Origin of the sequence: Moritella sp. 36, from assembly GCF_018219415.1 — a bacterium.
Lineage (GTDB): Bacteria > Pseudomonadota > Gammaproteobacteria > Enterobacterales > Moritellaceae > Moritella.
In genome coordinates this window covers 2,235,367-2,260,420 of the sequence record NZ_CP056120.1, presented here as the reverse complement: position 1 = coordinate 2,260,420, position 25,054 = coordinate 2,235,367, and the positions used below count along the sequence as shown (strand labels likewise).

At 39.5% G+C, this 25,054-nt stretch carries 15 protein-coding genes; 7 read left to right on the top strand and 8 right to left on the bottom strand.

The annotated features are described in order from the left end of the window. Positions 1-4 precede the first annotated feature (4 nt). The 7 genes from HWV03_RS10140 to HWV03_RS10110 all read right to left on the bottom strand — a co-directional run bounded on the left by HWV03_RS10140 (position 5) and on the right by HWV03_RS10110 (position 10,744). Entirely contained in the window at positions 5-493 is a 489-nt protein-coding gene (locus tag HWV03_RS10140) for an RICIN domain-containing protein (protein ID WP_211679587.1), read from the bottom strand. Between the two features lie 538 nt (positions 494-1,031). After that, positions 1,032-2,075 (bottom strand): hypothetical protein, encoded by a 1,044-nt coding sequence (locus HWV03_RS10135; RefSeq protein ID WP_211679586.1) that lies wholly within the window; start codon positions 2,073-2,075, stop codon positions 1,032-1,034. Positions 2,076-2,490: 415 nt separating this feature from the next. Next, positions 2,491-3,792: a DEAD/DEAH box helicase gene (locus HWV03_RS10130; RefSeq protein ID WP_211679585.1), complete on the bottom strand. Its 1,302-nt coding sequence runs from the start codon at positions 3,790-3,792 to the stop codon at positions 2,491-2,493. 223 nt (positions 3,793-4,015) lie between these two features. Next, positions 4,016-4,843: a nitrite transporter NirC gene (gene nirC, locus HWV03_RS10125; RefSeq protein WP_211679584.1), complete on the bottom strand. Its 828-nt coding sequence runs from the start codon at positions 4,841-4,843 to the stop codon at positions 4,016-4,018. An 18-nt stretch (positions 4,844-4,861) separates the two neighbouring features. After that, positions 4,862-5,188: a nitrite reductase small subunit NirD gene (nirD, locus tag HWV03_RS10120; protein ID WP_211679583.1), complete on the bottom strand. Its 327-nt coding sequence runs from the start codon at positions 5,186-5,188 to the stop codon at positions 4,862-4,864. Next, the gene (nirB, locus tag HWV03_RS10115; protein ID WP_211679582.1) at positions 5,185-7,734 is read right to left on the bottom strand and encodes a nitrite reductase large subunit NirB; all 2,550 of its coding nucleotides are present in this window, start codon (positions 7,732-7,734) and stop codon (positions 5,185-5,187) included. Before nirB ends, nirD begins: the two co-directional genes overlap by 4 nt. A gap of 292 nt (positions 7,735-8,026) precedes the next feature. Further along, complete coding sequence (locus tag HWV03_RS10110) at positions 8,027-10,744, bottom strand: HD domain-containing phosphohydrolase (protein ID WP_255547158.1); 2,718 nt, start codon at positions 10,742-10,744, stop codon at positions 8,027-8,029. Between the two features lie 674 nt (positions 10,745-11,418). Here HWV03_RS10110 and HWV03_RS10105 point away from each other — a divergent pair. From HWV03_RS10105 to HWV03_RS10075, 7 genes are all read left to right on the top strand, one after another. After that, a complete protein-coding gene (locus HWV03_RS10105) occupies positions 11,419-11,739 on the top strand; it encodes an isoamylase early set domain-containing protein (protein ID WP_211679581.1) in 321 nt (106 codons plus the stop codon). Between the two features lie 33 nt (positions 11,740-11,772). Then, complete coding sequence (gene glgB, locus HWV03_RS10100; protein ID WP_211679580.1) at positions 11,773-14,004, top strand: 1,4-alpha-glucan branching protein GlgB; 2,232 nt, start codon at positions 11,773-11,775, stop codon at positions 14,002-14,004. Positions 14,005-14,065: 61 nt separating this feature from the next. Then, the gene (locus HWV03_RS10095; protein WP_211679579.1) at positions 14,066-16,564 is read left to right on the top strand and encodes a glycogen/starch/alpha-glucan phosphorylase; all 2,499 of its coding nucleotides are present in this window, start codon (positions 14,066-14,068) and stop codon (positions 16,562-16,564) included. 132 nt (positions 16,565-16,696) lie between these two features. Continuing rightward, positions 16,697-18,013, top strand: a complete 1,317-nt coding sequence (gene glgC, locus HWV03_RS10090) for a glucose-1-phosphate adenylyltransferase (protein WP_211679578.1) — start codon at positions 16,697-16,699, stop codon at positions 18,011-18,013. A 151-nt stretch (positions 18,014-18,164) separates the two neighbouring features. After that, positions 18,165-19,733 carry a glycogen synthase gene (locus HWV03_RS10085; RefSeq protein ID WP_211679577.1) on the top strand — a complete coding sequence of 523 codons (1,569 nt, stop codon included), beginning with the start codon at positions 18,165-18,167 and terminating at the stop codon, positions 19,731-19,733. A gap of 313 nt (positions 19,734-20,046) precedes the next feature. Then, entirely contained in the window at positions 20,047-20,595 is a 549-nt protein-coding gene (locus HWV03_RS10080; protein WP_211679576.1) for a hypothetical protein, read from the top strand. A gap of 769 nt (positions 20,596-21,364) precedes the next feature. Beyond that, positions 21,365-21,934, top strand: coding sequence for a porin family protein (locus HWV03_RS10075; protein ID WP_211679575.1), 570 nt, complete (start codon positions 21,365-21,367; stop codon positions 21,932-21,934). Between the two features lie 121 nt (positions 21,935-22,055). On the opposite strand, the gene HWV03_RS10070 is transcribed toward HWV03_RS10075, so the two are convergent. Then, on the bottom strand, positions 22,056-25,007 hold the full coding sequence (locus HWV03_RS10070; RefSeq protein WP_255547157.1) for a di-heme oxidoredictase family protein: 2,952 nt from the start codon (positions 25,005-25,007) through the stop codon (positions 22,056-22,058). Positions 25,008-25,054 lie beyond the last annotated feature (47 nt).

The following is a 25,054-nucleotide window of genomic DNA, read 5'->3' as shown; positions in this document are numbered from 1 at the left end:
CAAGTCAACTGCTAGCCCTAATTCGAACTTCCTTCAGTGAAAATAACAGAATTACTGACAACTGCCACTGCTGGCAGCCACTGCCGTTGTCGTGATGATAAAGATCAACGATTCTCCCGTCTCCTGTGCAACTTAGGTATTTTTCACCTTGATGCGTACCTCCCGAAATCTCAATATTAAAAGAACCGTCCGGCAATGGATTCAGCTTCCACAGTTGACGCCCACTACTGTCAACCTCATGATACAAATCAACTTTTCCGCCAGAAGTACAACTCAAATATTTTCTTTTGTTTGTTACTCCGGCGAACACCTCAATCGTGTAGAGACCTCGTGAAACCTCTATGAATCGCCACCTTTGACGACCGGCATGATCATCGTCATGCCAAAGATCAACCTTTGAGCCATCAGATGTGCAGCTCAGTAGTTGACGATTTGAACTTCCGCTAACGGTCTGCACATTGTAAAGTACATTTGCAATTGGCATTTGTGACATTTTTAGTTCCTTTTTCTAGTTTCAATGGGAATTACATTTTGGTCATTTTCTCCAGTCCATTATATTTTAGCTAAACTAAGCTAAACAATTTATTGAACAAAGCGACTGTGTGGCAGAGTAAACAATCCAGTATTTGTTATAATTAGTATTAGTCATCAATTACTTAGAACCACCTGATAACAATATGTTAACAATTCAGAAACACCAGATAAAGACCCAAATACCATTGATGGTTATTCTCGTGCAGTTCAATACATTTCGATGCAATCTAGCTTGTTTTAAATAAATATCCCGATGATTTAACTACTATTTATTTAAAAAACACGTCAATGTTCGGATTTAAACATAGACGTATGTGTACAATTAAAGCAGGCTTACAAGTGGAGGGGGAAATTAAGGTTTACAGCAGTCTCATTTACATATTTTGGTTACGAATGGTAGTTAGAATACAGTGAAGAATGTTAGATGCCATAAATCATAGTGATTTATCACTATCGACATCAATCCCAGGTAAATGTTTTCAAAAAACGCGGGTATCTTACAAGGCTATTCTGTAGAGACCACCACTAAGGAATGACGTAACCACTAGATTTCCTTCATTAAATAAAGAGTTACCTTCAGGTAAGTTTGGCTGATAAACAATACTACTCGGTATCACTTTCATGCGGATGCTTGAATACTTTTTAGCTTTATCTTCAAATTCAGCTGGTGTCAAGATAACAACAGCACCTGGTACAGAAATTTTAGAGTAGGCTATATAGCCTTCATGAATAGCAAAGTCATCAATGGTCGCAAGTTTTGACCCATTGTAATGAACATTTACGTCACTCGCCGAAAAATTTGGATTTATTTTAGCTTTGAGGATATTTGAGCCTCCCGTATAATAAAGAGTATCCCCTTCTATTTGCAAACCATTAGGGAAGAGCTCGTTTCCTGAGATCCACGTTTTATGGCTAAAGTCCAAAAAGCTAGTATCTCCATTTTCTGTGATCGTGACTTGCGAGATTGTATCTCCGTTAGGTGCAAAAAAGGCCTTGATATTACTGATATAAAGATGCCCTTCACTATCAACCGCCATACCATTTGCCATAAACCAGTTTGGGTCGAACGATTTTTCAGCGTCCCCTTGAATGAAATTTCTATCAGTCATATGACCTGTTTTGATTCTTTCACTGTTTAGCGTAGTTTCTACTTGGAATAAGGACACTGCTTCAGTCCTTAAGCCTAATAAGCCACTCGTCTGGATGCAAGTAGCATAAAGCAATGAGCCACTAGCCGTTAACCCAGTAAAAGTGCATTCTTCGCCATCAGGAGCGTCATTGATACCACCTAACGCTGTCCCATCAACCGTTCCTTTAACATAAGGCGTATGCGTATATGAACCATCAACATTTTTAATAATTTCAAAAATCCAACTTTCTTTATATCTATTTTTTCCCACAACAAACAAGCGACCATCTGTTGTAAAAGCGCTATTCTCAGTTGCTTTTATCTCTTTATCTGAAACTAGTTCAGAAACGATACAACCCTGCAAAAGGCCCGTGAACATTAGAATTAGTGAGAGTTTTATTATATTATTCATTCTTATTTCCTTATCATAGGCAAAGAAATAGGTATATAAAGCCAAATGCTTGCTACCCTTTTATTTTTACCTTACTAGGACTTAGTCTCTTTTTACTATTTAGCAAAAAAGAAGCGAACGCACATAAGTACAACGTCTTCATGTTGCCAATTTTTTCGACTGAATCCACCAACAAATAGGGTATATCCTTCAATTTGAGAGCTTAGTCTCAAATCATAGGCAGGTTCTTTGAAAAAGATAGAGGTTGTAACTTAAATTCGAAAGGACAATATGAAGGGTTCAAAAATTCTGGAATATTGACGACGTATTTCATTTACCAAGTAATAGCGAGAGCTTGTTATGGTTATAAATCGAGGAAAAAAATGGCTAAGGTCTTTCAACCTTAGCCATTCATGAACTAAAAAGTGTATCCAAATTAATTATTTGGCTTAACGTCTTTTTTCGCTCGATTATTTGTTTTCTTACCATAAGAACGATTCTTAGCACGACGTTTATCAGCAGTACGACTGTTGTTATTACCTTTGCTACCACCTTTACCACGGCCATCATCAACAGGTTTACTTAGATCAGGTTCATAACCCGGTAACCACTGCGCTACTAAACGGGTATCAAGCAGTGTTTCGATTTCTTCTAATAACCAGTTTTCACCAATACTTACTAACGACGTAGCAGTACCTGATAGACCTGCACGACCGGTACGACCGATACGGTGAATATAGTCTTCTGCTTTAAACGGTAATTCAAAGTTAATTACGTGTTTAAGCTGTTCGATATCAAGACCACGGGCAGCAACATCTGTCGCCACTAATGCGCGTATTTTACCATTTTTGAAATCTTCAAGACCGCGTTCACGTGCGCCCTGTGATTTGTCACCGTGCACAGCGATTGTCTTAATACCATCTTTACACATTTCTTTTGCTAGGCTATCTGCGCCCTGCTTAGTACGGGTAAAGATAAGTACTTGATGCCAGTTTCGAGAACCGATTAGGTAAGACGTTAATTCACGTTTACGATCAGTATCAACCGCATAAACAATTTGTTCAACTTGCTCAGCCGCTGCATTACGCGTATCAACTTCAACTAATAATGGATCGTTTAATAAGCTCTTGCTTAGTTTAAAGATCGCATCATCAAATGTTGCCGAGAACAACATAGTTTGACGTTTTTTCGGTAGGTGTTTTAGGATACGACGAATTTCTTCCATAAAGCCCATATCGAGCATACGGTCAGCTTCATCGAATACGATCTTTTCAACAAACTCAAGTGTTAGCGTTTCACGATCTAATAGATCCAATAAACGACCTGGTGTTGCAACTAAAATGTCAGCACCTTGTGCAAGCGCTTTAACTTGTGGGTTAATACTCACGCCACCGTAAACAAGTTCAGCCGTTAATTCACTGTCTTCACTATATGTAACAAAGCTTTTGTGTACTTGCTGTGATAATTCACGCGTTGGCGTTAATACTAAAGCTCGAATTTGTTTTTTAGCCGTTGACTCTGTTGAGTTAGCGGTTAACTGCTGGGCCATTAACTGGTGAATTATAGGCAATGCAAATGCTGCCGTTTTACCTGTACCAGTTTGAGCTCCACCCATGATGTCACGCCCTTCCAGAATTGCCGGAATAGCCTGAGCTTGAATTGGTGTAGGCGTTTCGTAGCCTAACTTGGTAACAGTATTAATTAAATTTTGATTAAGATTTAAAGCAGAAAAACCCATAATGACCTTACTAAACACAACAACAAAAACGATATGCCGCGCAGTTTAGCAGAAGTATTACAAGATTGCAGATAAAGTCGGTAAAGCAATGATTTTAAGAACTAGAGGCAAGTTTCTGCATATAAAAAAGCCAACCGTGTATACAGTTGGCTATCACTTAAAGCGTTAGTTAAATTTAAAACTTATATGCAATCGAAATCTAGATTGAACTAGTCAACATAAATTAAGCTTTAGCTGTTTTACCTGTAACTGTTGTCGCTTTTACAACGTCTTGGTTTACTACAGGGCGTTCAGCTTTTGGTGTTGAGTACCAGTAGCCTAATCCCATGAATGCAGTACCAGAAATGATATTACCGAGTGAAACCCATAATAAGTTATGACCAACACCAACCAGATTGAATGCTTCTTGGCTATCTCCGAAGTAAGACATTGCAAAGATAGTCATGTTAGCGATTGAATGCTCATAACCAGACGCGATAAACGCTAATAGACACCACCAAATAGCGATAAATTTACCCGTACCTTTTACACGTTGGCACATCCAGATTGCTAGACAGACTAACCAGTTGCATAAGATACCTTTGAATAACAAAACGATTGCTGGTGCAGTTGTTTTCGCTAACGCAACTTTGTGCACTAAACTTTCTGAGTTACCTAATAACTTTCCGCCACCAGCATAATAGAATAACGCTGCAACTGCGATTGAACCCATAAGATTATATAACCATGTTTTTGGTAATATACGTACATTATCAGCCCAAGTGATGGCCCCTGTTTTCGCTCCTAGTGCTAAAAACATAGTATGACCAGTGAACAGCTCAGAACCCGCAATAATAACTAACGTTAATGCAATACCAAATGTCGCGCCCATCACTAATGGACGAATTGATGGATCAACCATGTTACCTAACGTGAAGATCAAGATAATACCAAGACCCACATACGCACCAGCCATAGCACCGCTGATAAGAAAGCTAAGTGGGTCTGTCTTGTCTAGTTTTACAATGCGGGCAGCGTTGGCTGAGCATTTTTTAATTGTGTCTGCATACATAAGGGACTTCCTTTTAAACTAATCGCTAATCTCAACAGCATCTTTGTTCACTCTAATTTTATACGTTGCAAGTGACACAACATCGTTTTCTAGACATTGCCCTGTCGATAAATTAAAGCGCTGTTTCTTCAACGGACTTGCTACCCAAAGCTGCTCGTCATGTTCACAAATAAGACCGCGTGAAAGTACATTTGATTTAGCAAACGGGTCCATATTGTCTATCGCAAACAACTCATCGTTGTCACGTGGACGAAAAATCGCAACTTGTTTACCATTAACCAGTGCACACACACCTGTCTTTGGGTTGATATCGTTTAGTTGGCAAACGCCAATCCATTTACTCATGCGTGTTCCTCCACTGTGATTGTATAAGTATCCGCTTTCTCTGCAATTGAAGCAGGACGATGTTGGTCACGTGCACTCACAAAGCGCACATTGCTGTCTTGCTCATCGCTATTAATAAAGTGAGCGAAACGTTTTTGCTGCTCTTCACTTTCGACTACTTCAGACCATTCACATCGGAATTCATTAATCAGTTTATTAATGTCAGTTTCTAGTTGTTCATTGATACCCAGCTTGTCATTAACAACCACTTCACGTAGGTAATCAACACCACCCTCTAGATTATCCATCCATACCGAGGTACGTTGTAGCTTGTCTGCTGTGCGCACATAGAACATTAAGAAACGGTCAATATATTGAAGTAATGTTGCTTCATCTAGATCCGATGCGAGTAAATCTGCGTGACGCGGGTTCATGCCGCCATTACCACACACATACATATTCCAACCAGAGTCTGTCGCAATAAGACCTAAATCTTTGCCCTGTGCTTCAGCACATTCACGTGTACAACCGGATACACCAAACTTCATTTTGTGTGGAGTACGAATACCTTTATATCGGTTTTCAAGTAACACACCGAGACCGACACTGTCTTGCACACCAAAGCGACACCAAGTACTACCAACACAGGTTTTAGCCATACGTAATGCTTTTGCATACGCTTGACCCGTTTCATAACCTCCAGCAATCAGTTTCTTCCAGATTGTTGGTAAATCACCTTTATGAGCCCCGAACAAACCAATACGTTGTGCGCCAGTGATCTTGGTATACAAGTTATATTCAGCAGCAACATCAGCCAGTACAGCCAGTGCTTGTGGTGTTACTTCACCGCCTGCCATACGTGGAATAACTGAATAAGTACCGTCTTTTTGCATGTTTCCTAAGAAGTTATCATTGGTATCTTGCAGGCCAACATTATCACGACTTAATATATGCTCACCCCAACACGATGCTAAGATGGAACCAACAGTTGGTTTACACACTTCACAGCCGTAACCTTTACCGTATTTAGTCAATAATTCGTCAAAGGTCTTAATACATTCAATGCGGATAAGGTGGAATAACTCTTGGCGAGAATATTCGAAGTGACAACATAAATGGTTTTTCACTTCAATGCCTGATTTAGCCAGTTCTGAATTCAATACCTGTGTGATAAGTGGTAAACAACCACCACAACCTGTACCGGCTTTAGTAACCGCTTTTATTTCGCCTATTGTTGTGTGGCCATCGGCAACTGCGGCTGCAATTTTACCTTTAGTGACATCAAAACAAGAACACAATACTGCAGTATCTGGTAATGAATCAGCACCCATTGCTGGCTTATCGCCACCTGCATGCGCAGGTAAAATCAAACTATCTGGATGCTCAGGTAGATCCATGTCATTCAATTTAAGTTGTAATAAATTACCGTAATCAGATGTATCGCCGATTAATACTGCACCCAGTAATTTTTTGCCGTCTTCAGAAACAATAATACGTTTGTATACTTCCTCTGTTTCATCAAGGTATACGAAGCTCTTGCAGCCCGGTGTACGGCCATTTGCATCACCGATACTCCCTACTTTTACGCCAAGCAGTTTGAGTTTTGCACTCATGTCTGCGCCTTCAAATACACTTTCATGACCTAACAAGTGGTCAACAGCAACTTGTGCCATTTTGTAACCCGGTGCCACTAATCCAAAGAATTGTTCGTTCCAAGATGCGCACTCACCGATCGCATATACATCGTTATCGCTCGTCACACATTGGTCAGTAATAGTAATACCACCACGGCGGCCTGTTGCTAAACCTGATTGATGAGCCAACTTGTCTTGTGGGCGAATACCGGTTGAGAATACGATAAAATCAACTTCAAGCTCGGTACCATCAGCAAACTTCATGGTATTACGTGCCGTTTCACCTTGCGCAACGATTTCTAATGTATTCTTACTGGTATGCACTTGCACGCCCAGTTTTTCAATTTTTTTACGAAGCTGTTCACCACCTTCACGATCTAGTTGCTCAGCCATTAATACCGGTGAAAACTCGATAACGTGTGTTTCGACACCCAGCGCTTTTAATGCGCCTGCCGCTTCTAGACCTAATAAACCACCGCCAACAACGACACCGCTTTTACTGCGTTTTGCCGTTGCTTCAATGGTTTTTAAATCTTCAATAGTACGGTAAACAAAGCAATCTTTACTTTCGTTGCCTTTAATTGGTGGTACCCAAGGTGTTGAGCCCGTTGCCATAATCAATTTGTCGTATTTTATTTCACGGCCTGAGTTTGAATAGATGATCTTCTGTGAGCGGTTAATATTGATAGCACGTTCACCAATTAATACAGTGATATTATGCTTGCCATAAAAACCTTCTTTTACCAGAGATAATTCATCGGCAGTATGATGAGAGAAATAAGAAGAGAGATGGACGCGATCATAGGCAACGCGGGGTTCTTCACAAAATACCGTTATATCAAAATTTTCGATTTCAGCTTTTTCTACTAAGTCTTCGATGTAACGGTGGCCAACCATACCGTTACCAATAATAACCAGTCTGACTTTGCTCATAAGTATTCCTATATATTTATTATGTAGGTATTTTGAGGTATTACTTAGGAGTTAATAATGATGCAGATCAATTTTAATTATGAGGTAGCATGAAGGAGATCAAAAGTGTGAACCGGAACGTAATTATATAACGTAATATAGCGTTTAATAATTGAAGATTGATAAATACTGCCATTATTGTAATTTAAAAACAACAAAAACACCAATAAAAATACTCACAAGTGGGTATTTGCGAGTATTTTGTTATTTAATTACAAATGTGACAAGTCGCTAATCGGTGTATTTATATCGATTATTTTTTGATATAAATAGCTCTAAGCCCATCAACATCGACAAAATCAAGTTGTTCAGGTTTTAAGTATTCATCTGCATAAGATTCGTAGACGCCTTTTGTTAAAAACAAATCAAACACATCATGATCAAGGTGCTCGTCTTTTACCATAAATGCCATTATTTTTAATGCTTGGCTTAACTTTTTAGCGTCTTTATAGGGACGGTCAGATGCTGTCAGAGCTTCAAAAATATCAGCGACAGCAATCATACGACCACCCATCGGGATCTCTTCCCCTTTTAATTTCAGAGGATAACCTTCACCATTCATTTTTTCGTGATGACTACCAGCAATTAACGGAACATTCTTTAAGTATTCAGGATACATAATCTGATCTAGCATTATGTATGTTTGCACAATGTGATCGTTAATGTGGTAACGCTCTTCCTCTGTTAAGGTTCCGGCCTTAACAATAAGGTTATGTATTTCACCACGGTTAAAGCGGTGCGCGGGTTGCAGTATTTTAAAATCACGTTTACTATTCTTATTCTGCTTTTGCTTTTCTTCCCATGTACATAAATGTTCTAGTTTGTCCGCTAACACATTCTCAATGGCAGGCAGCTGATTCAAACCCGCAGGTTTTTTCGCTAACGCTTGTTGAGAGATACCAATATCATCAGGCAATGTTCTTAACCAAGTACGTTTTGATATCTCGGTTAATCGTTGCTGTTTTTCCGGTGCTAAAAATTCACTACCCGGGTTACAACTTGCTATAAATGCAAACTCTTCATCTAATTCCGCTTTTAGCTCGTGGCAAACTTGCTGGGCTCGAGACTTATCCATCCCCTTTGCTATCGACTGCCAATATACAAGGTCAGCATCTCGTTTTAACACTTCATAACGCATACGTATTTCATGAATACGATCATAAATAGTTTCAAGCTTCGTTGCTTTATCCATCACATAATCAGGCGTTGTGACTTTACCGCAATCATGTAACCAGGCGGCAATTAACAGCTCTTCCCTGCTTTTTGAAGTTAGCGAAAAATCAGCAAATAGGCCCGTATCAGATTCAGCCGCCTCGGCGATTAATTTGGTAATTTCCGGTACCCGCTGACAATGACCGCCAGTGTAAGGGGATTTTGTATCTAACGCGGTCGCTGTCATCATCACAAAAGAATGGAATAATTCCTGCTGTTCCTGTTCTTTCTCTAAATGTTCTAATACTATTTCGTTAAAACCAATAAAATTTCGTACCAAGCGAATTCGATCGTAGGCGGTTTTATCTATTTTGTCTTTAAAGCCGATCACTAAAACACCGATATTTTCTTCTTTACGGTTCATTAAAGGAATAATAAAACCTGTTTTACACGGCCCACCAGAAAAAATAGCTTTAGCACCTTCCCCTGATAATTTATGCACATGTTTATCAAATACGTCTTTATTGTCATGAGCGAAAGACTGAAGTTCAAACTCAGGAATAGAACCCGAATTGGCTGCGAGATGAAATTTTTGTCTATTTGTTCTATTCGTGATGAACAACTGGCAACTACTTGCAGATAAAATAACTTCTGTCTGTTCAACAATCGAAGCGGATAACTCTTCAGGCTTAGATGAACGAGCCACATGGTAAAGATTATTAAAGAAATCAACGAGCACGCTTTCCATCAATAACATGGTTTCATTAAGTTGATCGATCTCCGCAATATTTGAGGGTTGATATTTCTTATGGCGATACTTAAATGTTTGAATATTAGTTAAAGATTTATTTAAATATATAAGCGGCCTCGCGATCCGCCTAGTCGACAAAATACTAATAATAAAAAATATCAGCGTTAAAAACAGCATATTTTGAATATTGAAGTGGGAACTAAAATAGGCTGACATAGCTAAAAACTCTTGTTCTTTAATCAGATTAACAAGATAAATAACGTGTTCGTCTCCAACATTCAACGGGGTTATTAATAACCGAGAGGCTTGACCGTTATTAGTAATAGATTGCATTACCGTTTTAAAGGGGACTAAACGATCTAAATTTACCAGCGCTTTCACTAGCCCTGGTTCACTACTTTCTAGTAAATAGTCATTATCTATATCAATGTTACTGGCAATGACATCTTTCGTTGGGGTTAATAAGAAAGTCTTCGCATGTTTCGAGTACTTCATGTCCTGAGCTACTCGTGATAACGACTTATAATCAAAGTCGACACCAACAACACTTTTACCGTCATAGGCACGACGTGAAAATGTAATACCTAAATGTTGAGAAGGGTAAAACTTATACGGCTTAGAAAATAAAATACTGCCATCAAGTTTTGTGTTTTTAAACCAAGGGCGAACTCTTGGCTCATAACCACCATTGTCATAATACTCCCAAGAAACAACTTCTAATTCCTTATTCAAAAATACACGACGTTGCTTTCCACTTACCTGATTGAAGTTAACACTGAATACAGCATTAGCAGGTAGCGTATGCTCAGAACTACGCATATCTTCTGTGATTCGGTAAATAAAAACCGACTTGCCATCTTGATTCGCTGCATATAGGGAGGTCATATACGGATTTTTAATTAATGTTGTCGCTATAGGTGCTAGCCATGCTAAATCTTTGTCGTTATTTTCAACTAAGTTAACGACTATCAACATATCAAGGGAAGTGATCGCGGGGATCGAAATAAGTTTAATTTGGCTTTGCAAACTGCTGGTATATTTCTTTACATACTCGTTTGTAAAATTCACTTTTTCTGACTCCATATGGCTTACCCCTGCCACTATCGTCGTTAAGCTAAATATACTAAAGAGTAAAATGAAAATGCCAGAAATATAAGTTCTAAACGAAATAGGTTTCATAATCCATATAATGTTGTAAATATTCTGTGATGACATTGTATCGTTAAAATGACGATTAACGAGGAATATTAAATCCGCTCAGTTTTCCCCTTACAAATCTTACAAATAAAGTGATTTATCGCTCTAATTTTAGACTAAGTGAATACCAAAAAAACACTTGTTTTAATCAAGGGTTTAGCTTGTTAAGTAAATAGCCCGTAATACATCAACATCAGCATCAGCATCAGCATCAGCATCAGCATCGTCAATTTGCTCTGCGTTAAGTATTCTTGATATCTGTCATCCACTCATCTGTCCAGATAATTAATATTACTAATTGGTTAGTTTTTAATTAGAATATAACTGAAAACCTCATTAAGCATAAGAAATGACGCATTGTTACGAATGAAACCAAGAGAAGGTGATCCACGTCACAATATGAATGCTAATAGCTTTAATTAACATCAAACCTTAATGATAACACCCACATGTAGTTACCTAATTAGGTGGATAAACTTAATTTAAACGTGTAAGCGAAACAGGTTTGATTTGTTAAACCGATGACATACGACAAGGAAGATAACATGTTAAAAAAACGTTTTTTTAAAACAAAAGCCGAGGCCGATGTTACTTTTGAGTTCGCCTGCGATACCAGTACATCATTAATTAACAGTGATATTGTCGAACTCCATGCTGACTTTAATAATTGGCAAGCAATACCAATGAAGTACATAAAAAAAGATAACGTTTTCCGCACTAAAGTTCGTTTACCCATAAACCAGCATTTTCATTTTCGCTACCTAATTAATAGTAATGAATGGCATAACGATCATAAAGCCGATTTATATTTACCTAATACCTACGGTACAGATAACAGCGTTGTATCAACGCTACGTACTAAATAGATAACTAACAATACGTTTAATCCAGGATGGATCATGAGTAACATTTCGACTACACCAACAATAACAGGGCGCTTTGAAGAACGCTTTAGTCATCAAATCGATGCGCTAAACCAAGGTACACTCGATGACCCTTTTGCTTTTTTAGGTCCACACCAAATCACCAGTGATAAGTACGAACTTAGCGCTTTCATTCCCGGTGCACAACAGGTGTTTTATCAAAACCACCAGCGACGTTATCAACGTGTTGGTACCAGCGACCTGTTTGTTCTTAGCTTGTCAAAAAAACAATACAATGCTAATTATCAACTCACAATCGCATATCCATTTTCTACCGTAGTCGAGCAAGACCCTTATAAATTTGCATCAACCTTAGATCCAAAAGCCGTTTACTTATTTAACGAAGGTACGTTAGAACAAGCCCAACGCCATTTAGGTGCGCATTGGACTATCATCGATAATGTTGAAGGCGTTCGTTTTACGGTATGGGCACCAAATGCAAACTCAGTCAGTTTGATCGGTAATTTTAACCATTGGAATCCAACGCGTCACCCAATGCGTAAACACCTTGGTGCAGGTATCTGGGAAATATTCATTGCCGATATTACTGATTCTGATACCGACAATAATTACAAATTCAGTATCATTACCGAAAATGGTGAGCGCTTAGAAAAAGCCGACCCATTTGCCTCGTCCATGCAGTTACCACCGCAAACGGCATCATGTGTCCCCACTAAAGCAAACTCTGGTGCATGGCAGCAATCTCCAGCGAAAGCATGGGCACAACGAGCAGAACGAAACGCGATTAACGCACCTATTAGTATCTATGAAGTGCATGCGGGTTCATGGAAACGAGACGAGAATAATCAGTTCTTAAGTTATAAAGCATTATCCGAACAGCTTGTACCTTATGTAAAAAATCTTGGGTTTACGCATATCCAATTAATGCCAATCAGTGAATTTCCGTTTGATGGTTCGTGGGGTTATCAGCCTGTTGGTTTATTTGCCCCGACCAGCCGTTTTGGTAGCTTGGCAGATTTCCAATTTTTTGTTGACGCTTGTCACGAAGCCAACATCGGTTTATTAATCGATTGGGTACCTGGACACTTCCCTGCTGATGCACATGGTTTAGCACAGTTTGATGGCTCACATCTTTTTGAACATGCGGATAAACGTCAAGGCTTCCATCCCGATTGGCAAACCCATATCTTTAATTATGATCGCGCAGAAGTACAAAGCTTTTTAATTTCAAATGCACTTGCTTGGTTTGATAACTTTGCCATTGACGGTCTACGTGTTGATGCTGTGGCATCCATGTTGTATCTCGATTACAGCCGTCAAGAAGGTGAGTGGATCCCAAATCAGTATGGGGGCCGTGAAAATCTAGGTGCCATTGAATTATTAAAACAAGTTAATCAGCGTTGCTATAAAAATCATCCAGGCATCATGATGGTTGCCGAAGAATCAACAGCCTGGCCAGGTGTGACAGCGTTCACTGACCAAGGTGGTCTTGGGTTTGGTTATAAATGGAACATGGGCTGGATGAATGACAGCTTAGAATACATGAGCTGCGACCCACTCTATCGCCAGCATCACCACCATGAAATGACCTTTTCATTAGCTTATGCATTCAGTGAAAACTTTATTTTACCGCTAAGCCATGACGAAGTTGTACACGGTAAAGGCTCACTGCTTAACAAGATGCCCGGAGATGATTGGCAAAAATTTGCTAATTTACGTGCCTATTACGGTTTCATGTGGGCACATCCAGGTAAAAAACTACTGTTTATGGGTTGTGAATTTGGCCAACGTGCAGAATGGAATCATGACCAATCACTCGACTGGCATTTACTTGATCAACCAGCGCATCAAGGTGTTCAAGCGCTCATAAAAGCCTTAAATAACAGTTACTGTCATCAACATGCCTTATTTGAGTTAGACACTGATCATCAAGGTTTTGATTGGATTGACGCAAGTAATGCCGAGCAATCCGTGTTTAGTTTTTTACGTTATAACAAAGCAAAAGATGAACATGTTGTCGTGGTATCGAATATGACACCTGCATGCCACTCAAACTACCGCATTGGCGTACCAAATCTCGGTGAATATGAGGTTATCGTTAATACCGATGATACTGAATTCGGCGGTAGCGGTTTTGCAAACCAAGCGAGTTACACTGCCGAATACGTTGAATGGCAAGGATTTACACAAAGTATTTGTATAGCGCTACCACCGCTATCAACGGTGTACTTAGCACCCCAAAAATAGCAAAAAATAACCACAGTAATAAAAGAATAGTTAGCCCAAATGTCATAATAAAGGAAGTAATATGTCATTAAAAAAACATACATCTAAAACAAACAAAGTTTGTACGTTAGAGACAAATAATGGGCCAGTGGTGAATGCCAGAACCTTGCCTGAAGATTTAAAACGTCATTTCCATTATACCCTTGGTCGTGATGAAGTCGGTGAATCGCCACAATATCTATACCATGCTCTGGCATTAACAATCCGTGATCGCTTAATGGAAAAATCACGCGCTACAAAAAAACGACAGCAAACGCAACCGACACGTCGTGCAGCTTATATCTCATTAGAATTCTTAATGGGTCGCGCATTAGGTAATGCGGTGCTAAACCTTGATTTAGAAGACAGTGTTCGTAAAGGCCTGAACCATTACAGCTGTGAATTAGAATCCATTGCAGATTCAGAACACGATGCCGGTTTAGGCAATGGTGGTCTAGGTCGATTAGCCGCTTGTTTCCTCGATAGCTGTGCAAGTTTAGCACTACCGGTGACAGGCTACGGTATCCGTTATGAATACGGTATGTTTAATCAAAGCATCGAAAATGGTCATCAAGTAGAACACCCAGATAACTGGCTACGTGATGGCCACCCTTGGGAAGTTGCCGCGCCAGAGCATAACCGCCGTATTAAGTTCTTTGGTCATGTAGAAACCTATCAAGATAAAGAAGGTCGCACTCATCACCAATGGGTTGGGACTGAAGATGTACTCGCTGTGCCTTATGATGTACCCGTTCCTGGTTATCAAAACGGTATCGTTAATACGCTTCGCCTTTGGAAGTCAGCGGCAACAGATGAATTTGATCTCGGTGAATTCAACGCTGGTAGCTACACTGAAGCGGTTGCACGTAAAAATTTAGCTGAACAAATTACCATGGTGCTGTATCCAAACGATGCCAGTGAAAACGGTAAAGAGCTACGTTTACGTCAGCAATATTTCCTTACGTCTGCTAGCTTACAAGACATCATTGCTGAATGGGTAAAAGTACACGGCAGTGATTTTACTGATTTTGCTAAATACCACGTGTTCCAACTTAATGATACGCACCCAAGTGTGGCGGTTGCAGAACTGATGCGTTTACTACTGGATGAGCATGATCTAGATTGGGATCTCGCGTGGCAGATCACAACGTCTACAATGGCGTACACCAACCATACCCTGTTGCCAGAAGCATTAGAAAAATGGTCTGTACGTTTATTTTCACACCTATTACCCCGCCTGCTTGAGATTATTTATGAAATCAATGCGCGATTCTTAACGGAAGTCGCTTGTCAGTGGCCAGGTAATGTTGATAAACAACGTGCGTTATCAATTATCGAAGAAGGCGATGATCCACAAGTCCGCATGGCTTACCTTGCAATTGTGGGGAGTTTCTCGGTAAACGGTGTTGCCGCATTGCACACCCAGTTATTGAGTGAAGGTTTATTCAATGATTTCTATCAGCTGTCACCAAACAAATTCAATAACAAAACAAACGGTGTAACGCCACGTCGTTGGTTAGCACACTGTAATCCAAAACTAAGCGAACTGATTAGCGACAAGATTGGTCATAACTGGACCCGTGACTTAAGCGAAATCAGTAAACTACGTCGTTATTATGACAACGCTAACTTCCATGCCAAGTGGCAAGACGTTAAAAAACACAACAAACAAAAATTAGCGGATTTAGTCAAAGAAGCATGTGGGGTTGAATTCGATACCAACATGATGTTTGACGTTCAAGTTAAACGTATGCACGAATACAAACGCCAGTTACTTAATATTCTGCATGTTATCCATCTTTATGATCGCATCCGTCGTGGTGATACCGAAGGTATGACACCACGCTGCGTATTAATTGGTGGTAAAGCGGCGCCGGGTTATTTCATTGCTAAGTTGACGATCAAATTAATCAATAACGTTGCCGCAACGATCAATGCCGATCCGCTAGCACAGCCTTGGTTACGTATTGCATTCTTACCAAATTACAACGTAACAGCGATGGAAACTATCTGTGCAGCAACGGACTTGTCAGAACAGATCTCAACCGCAGGTAAAGAGGCGTCTGGTACAGGCAACATGAAATTCATGATGAATGGCGCTGCCACTATCGGTACATTAGACGGGGCAAACATTGAGATCCGTGATGCTGTCGGTGCAGATAACTTCTTCTTATTTGGTGCTCACAGCGAACAGATAACCGATATCCGTGCTCACTACAACCCTGAAAATATCATTGCCAATGACGACAAACTAAACAGTGTAATGACATTACTCAACAGTGGTCATTTCAACTTATTTGAAAATGGTTTATTCCAACCATTAATCGACTCAATTTTAAACCCGCATGATCAGTGGTTAGTCGCCCATGATTTTGCAAGCTACTGTGAAGCGCAACAATCAGCCGCCCTCGCCTATCAAGATAAAGCAGCATGGACACGATTAAGCATTCTGAACACCGCAGCAAGTGGCACGTTTTCAAGCGACCGAACAATTAATGAATACAATCAAGATATTTGGAAGCTAACACAGCTGGACGCTTGATTTAACACTATTTATTAAGCCCTTGATTACTCTTGGCCTTACAATTAAAGTAACTTAAAGCATTGATTTAATAGTTAATTTCAAGGGTTGATAATTAAACCTAATTTCGACACAAGCTTATGGAGAAGTAATATGTCAAAAGGTACACATCGTTATATTAGTAACTTAACTAAAGATACTTATGCCTTGATCCTTGCAGGCGGCAGAGGTAGTCGTTTACATGAGTTAACAGATTGGCGCGCAAAACCAGCTGTATTTTTCGGTGGCAAATTCCGCATTATTGATTTCCCATTATCTAATTGCATTAACTCTGGGATCCGTCGTGTTGGTATTGCAACTCAGTACAAATCACATTCATTAATCCGTCACGTAAACCGTGGTTGGGGACATTTCAAGAAAGAATTGTCTGAGTCTGTCGAGATCTTACCGGCATCACAACGCTACGGTAACGATTGGTATTCAGGTACGGCAGATGCTGTATTTCAAAACATCGATATTATTCGTTCAGAAATGCCAAAATACGTCATGATCTTGTCTGGTGACCACGTATATCGTATGGATTACGGTGATCTACTTGCTAAGCACGTTGAAAATGGGGCTGACATGACGGTATGCTGTATCGAAGTCGCAACAGAAGAAGCGGCTGGCCAGTTTGGTGTAATGACAGTAGACGAAGATAACCGCGTTAAGCGTTTCGACGAAAAACCTGCACAACCAAATGAGATCCCAGGTAAACCAGGGCAGTGTTTAGCATCAATGGGCAACTATGTATTTAATACTGAGTTCTTATTTGATCAACTAGAAAAAGATGCGACGCGAACTACATCTGATCGTGATTTCGGTAATGACATCATCCCCGCAATCATTGAAGATCATCAAGTATTTGCATTCCCATTCAGCGATCCAAATAGTGATCAACAACCGTACTGGCGCGATGTAGGCACGCTTGACTCGTTCTGGGAAGCTAACATGGAACTGGTGACACCTGAGCCACAACTTAACCTTTATGATTCAAGCTGGCCAATTTGGACGTACCAAGAACAACTACCACCAGCTAAATTTGTTTTTGATAACGATGTGCGCCGTGGTATGGCTGTTGATTCGACCGTTTCCGGTGGTTGTATTATTTCAGGTTCAATAATCCGTAAATCACTGCTATTTTCAAATGTACATGTGCATTCATACTCAACAATTGAAGAGTCGGTAATATTACCGGGTGCTAATATCGGCGAAAATTGTAAATTGCGCCGTACTATCATCGACAGCAAATGTGTATTACCAGCCGGATTGATCGTAGGCTATGATAAAGACCAAGACTTAGCAAACGGTTTCCGCGTATCCGCAAAAGGGATCACCTTAGTAACATCGGATATGCTTAAAAGAATGGCAGAAAAGGGCGTTAAAGCAGCACTAGAAAAAGCCGCGAAACAAACTGCAGAACTCGTTTAATCGATAACTGAAAATCAATGTTTTATAAGCAATAAGTCTCTTAACTAAGTGACTTATTGCTATTTTTGTTTTATAACAATAAGTCTCTTTAATTCCACGATTATATTTCAATCAGACAAGTTTAATATTCTGCTTTAAGGACAATTTATTCATGCACGTTTTAATGATAGCCGCCGAAAATGATGCGATACCTGGTGCTAAAGTTGGTGGCGTTGCTGACGTAGTTCGGGATTTACCAAAAGCTTTGCCTAACCATGATGTAAGCGTTGATGTTCTGATCCCTGATTATGGTCATTACGCGAAAAAGTTTGAGTCACGCCAACTTGCAAGTGTAAAGGTTGAGTTTGCAGGACAAAGCGAAACCGTTACCTTATTCGAACTGTTTTTACCCGAAACACCAAATAAAGTACGTCAGTTTGTACTACAACATCCCTTATTTAGTCAAGGCGGCCATGTGTATAGCCATGACGAAGGCAACCGCCCTTTTGCTACTGACGCAACAAAGTACGCCTTGTTTAATCTTGCTGTATGCCAACTTCTTATCGAGTCAAAATTAACCCGACCTGATGTATTACACTTACACGACTGGCACAGTGCAACAATAGCCGTATTAGCCCAATATGCACCGAAATATAAAGAACTTGCTAATATCCACTCGGTTTACACCGTGCATAACATTGCCTTGCAAGGTATCCGTCCTATTACAGGCGATAAATCAAGTTTACTACACTGGTTCCCAACACTTAATTTTGATAAAAATGCCATTTGCGATCCGCGTTATAACCACTGCTATAACCCAATGCGCGCCGGTATCAATCTGTGTAACAAAGTCCATGTGGTATCACCGACTTATGCAGAAGAAGTATTGCACGCCAGTGTTGCTAGCAATGGTTTCTTTGGTGGCGAAGGACTAGAACAAGATCTGGCAAACGCAAAACAGCAAAATCGTTTAGTCGGTATTTTAAATGGCTGTGAATACACAGACACAGTCAGTAAAAAACGCACGAAACCAGCTGCACTAAGTACCTTCTTGGCCCCAGCACAGCAACAAGTTAAGCGCTGGTTAGCACAGTCTGAGCATTTAAAAACGGTACACTACCTTGCGAATGAACAGATCAATAGCTGGAATAGCCAAGCACCTTTCACTGATTTTTTAGTGACTAGCATTGGTCGTTTAACCGATCAAAAAGCACTGTTATTACGTCAGCCTTATCAAGGTAAAACAGTATTGTCTGTGTTACTTGATGATCTTGCACGCATGAATGGCCGCATGATCATTCTAGGTTCTGGCGATACTCGCATTGAATTTGAATTCATGCAGCTAATGGCAAGTCACGATAATTTCTTATTCTTAAACGGTTATGGCCAGACATTATCCGATCAAATGTATCTACATGGTGATCTGTTCTTAATGCCAAGTTCATTCGAGCCTTGTGGTATTAGCCAAATGTTAGCTATGCGTGATGGTCAACCTTGCCTCGTTCATGCTGTTGGCGGTCTAAAAGACACTGTTCAGCATTTAGAAAATGGCTTTAGCTTTAACGGTTCATCACTGCAAGAGCAAAGTGATAACTTGATTAGTGCCTTTAACGAAGCAATCAAACTCTATGCGAACAAACCTAAAACATGGGCTAAGATTGCAGACAACGCAAAGTTGGCTCGTTTTAGCTGGCAAGAAAGCACAAAGCAATATCTAGAACTGCTCTATACACACGACTAGACTAATACAGTGATAAATATCTAAACCACCCTGCTTTGCTCGGTGGTTTTTTTTCGATTAAAAATCAATACCTCACAGAGTATCACCCCAATCTTAGTAAATTAAAACACCCAAATAAGATCTTAACTTAATTCATAACACTAAAAATAAGATATAACCCATTCGATCTCGATCTATCTCTATCAATAACTAGTACTAATTGACATAAACACAATTATTTTGATAATGATAACTATTTTTATTTGAGCGTACGCTATTATGAATATGTTCTAGGAGAAGAACTTAAATTTGTCATTACAACAAAGGATTAACAATGATTAAAAAATTATCGCTATTGTGTATTTCGGGTTTTATCGCAACATCTGCACAGGCTGGTGTAAACATTAAGTGTCATAATACAGTGGAAAACCTACCGGTATCATTCAGCATCAGCAGTTCAACGGCCGGGTATGAATTAACTGCAACCAATGCATTAGCGACCCCTACACATTCATCTTATACGACAAGCTCTCACGTCTCAGGTATTCATCAAGCAACAATAAGACTATTTAGCGGCACAAATAATGCTGATGTTGAATTTGCTCTTTACTACCCATCAGTCCATGAAAAAATAAAATCTCATCATGAAGGTACTCCTGGATATCAGTATGATGTTGCTTCGCTATTCAATAACTTTACCGTGACACCTCAAGATCCAGAGAAAGTTCACGAAGTGCCCGCGAAAACCTATGACACAACTTATTATAAAGTCAAAAGCTATAATCTAGCATCTGTGCGATATTGGGATGGTAGTCAAGGCCATTCTTATTACGGCTGCCATATTGTAAATAGCCCAGTGACTGATCATGTTAAAAATAGCTAATTAACCAAATTTAACTTAAAAATTAAAACCGTTAAATAATACGTCCTAGCCCGACAAGTCATGGACGTATTATTTATAAAAAAACATGTGATCACCATGAATAATATCGCCAAGCTGAACGAATCCACTCAAACCCGAAATTATCAAAGAAGTACAACCTTTTGCGGTGTTTTTCTATCGGTGTATCAATACTTCGCTTGTATCCATGCTTCACTAAGTCATTTTCGACTTTCAAAAGATCATCAACGTTCAGCATTTAGAAAATGGCTTTAGCTTTAACGAAGCAATCAAACTCTATGCGAACAAACCTAAAACATGGGCTAAGGTTGCAGACAACGCAAAGCTGGCTCGTTTTAGCTGGCAAGAAAGCACAAAACAATATCTAGAACTGCTCTATACAGTGGTTATATGTAATTGATGTATGTCCACTTTATATTTTTATAGGCCAATTCTTACATGACCTGACAAAACCTTACAAGTGACCTCTGCTGCTAAGTCAATTAAAAATAAGCTATTTCTATAATTACGACCACAAATGAACATATATGAATACCGCATGATTAGCGACAATGAAAAATCACAGTAAACAGCTGAATTTAAAAGAAATATTACTATTTCACTTGTTCTGTTTAAACTTTATATGTTTATATTCAAGCCTTTACACTACCTGACAAAACCTTACAACTAACCAGTCTTATTGAATTGTTTAAAAGTGAACTTTCCCTATAATTGCGGCCATAAATTATTATATAGCATAGGAAGAGACGACATGAAATCGATTATAATTGCAGGTACTTTAGCGGCACTTTCATTAACAACAAGTGTTCAGGCAAACCAAGATGTTTCAGGCTTCTACCTTGGTGGTGGTGTTGGTAAATCAGCAATCGGCACAGATGCAAAAGGGGTGAAGAGCAAAACAGATGGTACTACACTAAAACTTATTGGTGGTTACCAGTTTAACCGTATCGTAGCAATTGAAGCTCAATATACAAAGTATGGTAGCATGACGCCGAATAAGGCGAATAAATCGAATAAGTGGGATCCAAAAACTTTTTCTGTAGCTGCTAATCTTGGTTACACTTTTCAAAACGGTTTACGTCCTTTTGCTATTCTTGGTCTTTCATCACTAGATCTCGATCAATCAGTAAAAATATACGACGATAAAAATGCACAAGCTATACACTGGGGCGCTGGTTTAGAATATACACCCGCTGCATTTTCAGATATAAGTTTCCGTATTGGTTATGAAGCTGATTCTTTTAAACTTGAACAGAAAAAGGCTAAGGATACTAACGTAACGATTGCTTCTGCATACCTTGCTGCAACATACAAATTCTAATTTTAGCCGGTAAGAAAGTACAAAAAAATATTTAGAACTATTTCACACGAATTAATTTCTGTAAACGAGTTCAAAGCCACCTAATATTATTAGATGGCTTTGAATCGTTATTTAACGCTAGCTATAGAGAGCGTAAAAAGGCAATCAAAGCTTGCTTATCACCCCTTGATAAGTTTTGATAATTATCATTGGATGTTTGAGCTTCACCGCCGTGCCACAGAATAGCTTCGTCGATTGTTCTTGCGCGACCATCATGTAGATAACTTGCATCTGGTGAACAAACTTCATCGCCCCGCTTATTGCGGTCGACATCAATCACACCGCCTGTAACACAAGCTGAAAGACCTAGCCCCCAAAGTGGCGCAGTCCGCCATTCTGCTCCTGTAGCTTGACCCTCACCTAAGTTATCAGCCAAGCCAGTCCCCATATCATGAAGTAACAGATCCGTATAAGGATGAATAGTTTGGTCTCTAAGTTCTGCAAATGGTGCATATGAACTCGTTTGCATTGTATCTCGGTGACAACTTTCACAACCAATAGCATTGAACTTCTGCTTACCAACAATGACCTGTTGTTGCTCAATATCACGCTGAGGTCTAACACCTAACAAAGCAATGTATTTAACTAAATTATCAAGATTCTCATCAGATAGCTCAGCCCCTTGACTATTGTTACAATTTTTCTGCTCTGCTCCACAATCAGGATTAGGTAGCACACTCGTCATCACCCCCATATCAGTATTTAAAGCACCTGCAATTTGATGTTTCAAACTAGACGCTCCAGCTTTATAACCAAACCGGCCTAGACGAGCTTCGCCAGTAACGGGGTCAGTTACCTTTTGAGGTCGACCTGAAATACCATCTTGATTTGTATCTTGAGGATCTTCACGTTGTAAAATAACCTCCTCACTAACAGCTTCAAGTAAGCCTAAGCCTACAAGTTGGGGTGCGAGTCGTGCAGAAAGTTTGGCTGGTCTATTTTTAGAAAACTCATAATTTGGAGAGCGTAAACCATTAGATTCACTCCAAGCACCAAGAACAACACCACCTTCACTATCTTGCTCTGCAATTCCAACATTGTTTGACTGTAGTACGGACCCAATAAGCGGATGTGGATTTCCCTTGCTATCCGCAACTTTAAACACCCATTTGTCTAATGCCTCGCCAACGTCAGCAACAGGTGCGCGACCATTTCTGGCATGGCAAGAAGAACATGAGCTGTTAACATAATGTGTCCCAGCTATATTTTTAAGCACATCAAAAACACCATTTTTTACTGACTCATCATGCATCCCTGTAATCATATCAGTATGATGAACACGACGGCCTAAAACAAAAGGTTGGCCATTAATGCTCGATAGGTTTGTCGCCATCTGCATAAAGTGATTATCTGGTTCGGCAGTGTATTGATAAGGTAGGGTTGTTTTACCACCTAGCCAAGCAGACTCATCGATAGGATAAGAGTTTTCACGTTCTGAAGACTGGTCAGCAAAATCACCTACCGTTTTCCAAGGAACCATACCACCAACACCGACTTGATAAAGGTAAGTTGTACCATAATAATTGTCACGGCCTTCTGGCGCATTATCAAGAAATTGACTCACTTCAATCTCCATATACTGACCGACCGCTAAATTACGTCGAGTACCATCAAGTGCAACGTATTCATCAATAGTAAGTCGATATTTATACTGTTCCCCATCAGTACTTATCAACTCCAGGTTATCATCAAAAGTACCATTAGCAATTTCTTGAACATGATTCTCATAATTACCATGATATTCGGCTACAGTGCCAATTCCTCTATACCAAGCCCTAAACTCTTTAACGCCCAGTTTCCACTCTGTAACAAAAGTGATTTCAATATCACTGCCACCTTTAGCGACAGTATCAACAAATTTAAAACGAGCCGTTCTATGGGTCCAATAATGTGAAAGATAATGATCGTATGCTTGAAAATGATCTTCTTTTGCGTGACGATCGCGACCACGATCTGCAAAACGAGTTATTACGGCATAATTAGTCTCTGAAATAACACTTGGTTCCAATATTGTGTCAGCATTAAACAAAGGCGTTATATCAGTACTATTGATAGGACAACCGAACTCATTTACTGAAGTACCAGTTGGCGTATTTTCACACTGATCTATTGCATCGTTAATACCATCTCCATCAGTGTCAATCTCAGGTCCTATTTCACAACCAACCTCATTAACAACTACATCTGGTCGAGTATTAGGGCACAAATCAATACGATCAATTACGCCATCGCCATCAGTATCATTTACAGAACTAGATTCAAGCGTATAAGTTTTACTTTCAGTGTCAGTTGCAGACTTTCCAGTCCAGTAGGTAAAGCTATAAACAATCGAATCACCAATAGACAGGTTATTTAACTGAAAGTGATTACCATGTCCAGATTCAAGCATGCGAATATTTCGCTGTCTTCCTCCGTTGACCTTGAAATGAACGTCAGCCCAGGCATTATTATTCACATAAAAATTAACAGTATCTGAGCCAACTTGTTCGATCCCTGTCATTTCAGTAGCCACTTCACAACCATTTGTATCAACAGCCTGACCACTTTGAGTATTTGGACACTGGTCTAAACTATCAACCACACCATCGTTGTCACTATCAAGTTCACAACCAACTTCATTAACGCTGGCACCTTTACGAGTTGTAGGGCATTGATCAATGCTATCAATAACACCATCATTATCAGTATCTTTAACTTGATCAGATTGGAGCGTATAATTTTTAACGGAAGTAACAACCGCGTGCCCTTCACTTCCCCAATAAGTAAAACGATAACTAATTTCGTCACCGCGAGATAAATTATTTAGCTCGAATCTGTTACCATTTCCAGATAACTCCATACGAAGATTTCTTTGCTTTCCACCGTTAATCTTATAATGGACATCAGCCCAGTCATTACTACCAACATAAAAGTTAACCGTATTGGAACTAACTTGTGTGATACCTGCTATTTCAGTAGGTATTTCATCACCAGCTCTCACTTGATTTACATTTAAAATTAACATCCCCATAATGAAAAATATTCGAACCGTCATTCTATTTATTTTTTTTATTATATTATTTTTTATCATTACTCACACTC

Excerpts from the sequence above, each read along its gene's own strand:
- HWV03_RS10105 (WP_211679581.1), top strand. The coding sequence starts at position 11,419 with ATGTTAAAAAAACGTTTTTTTAAAACAAAAGCCGAGGCCGATGTTACT.
- HWV03_RS10140 (WP_211679587.1), bottom strand. The coding sequence starts at position 493 with ATGTCACAAATGCCAATTGCAAATGTACTTTACAATGTGCAGACCGTT.
- nirC (WP_211679584.1), bottom strand. The coding sequence starts at position 4,843 with ATGTATGCAGACACAATTAAAAAATGCTCAGCCAACGCTGCCCGCATT.
- HWV03_RS10130 (WP_211679585.1), bottom strand. The coding sequence starts at position 3,792 with ATGGGTTTTTCTGCTTTAAATCTTAATCAAAATTTAATTAATACTGTT.
- HWV03_RS10080 (WP_211679576.1), top strand. The coding sequence starts at position 20,047 with ATGATTAAAAAATTATCGCTATTGTGTATTTCGGGTTTTATCGCAACA.
- HWV03_RS10135 (WP_211679586.1), bottom strand. The coding sequence starts at position 2,075 with ATGAATAATATAATAAAACTCTCACTAATTCTAATGTTCACGGGCCTT.
- glgC (WP_211679578.1), top strand. The coding sequence starts at position 16,697 with ATGTCAAAAGGTACACATCGTTATATTAGTAACTTAACTAAAGATACT.
- nirB (WP_211679582.1), bottom strand. The coding sequence starts at position 7,734 with ATGAGCAAAGTCAGACTGGTTATTATTGGTAACGGTATGGTTGGCCAC.
- nirD (WP_211679583.1), bottom strand. The coding sequence starts at position 5,188 with ATGAGTAAATGGATTGGCGTTTGCCAACTAAACGATATCAACCCAAAG.
- HWV03_RS10085 (WP_211679577.1), top strand. The coding sequence starts at position 18,165 with ATGCACGTTTTAATGATAGCCGCCGAAAATGATGCGATACCTGGTGCT.
- HWV03_RS10070 (WP_255547157.1), bottom strand. The coding sequence starts at position 25,007 with ATGACGGTTCGAATATTTTTCATTATGGGGATGTTAATTTTAAATGTA.
- HWV03_RS10075 (WP_211679575.1), top strand. The coding sequence starts at position 21,365 with ATGAAATCGATTATAATTGCAGGTACTTTAGCGGCACTTTCATTAACA.
- HWV03_RS10095 (WP_211679579.1), top strand. The coding sequence starts at position 14,066 with ATGTCATTAAAAAAACATACATCTAAAACAAACAAAGTTTGTACGTTA.
- glgB (WP_211679580.1), top strand. The coding sequence starts at position 11,773 with ATGAGTAACATTTCGACTACACCAACAATAACAGGGCGCTTTGAAGAA.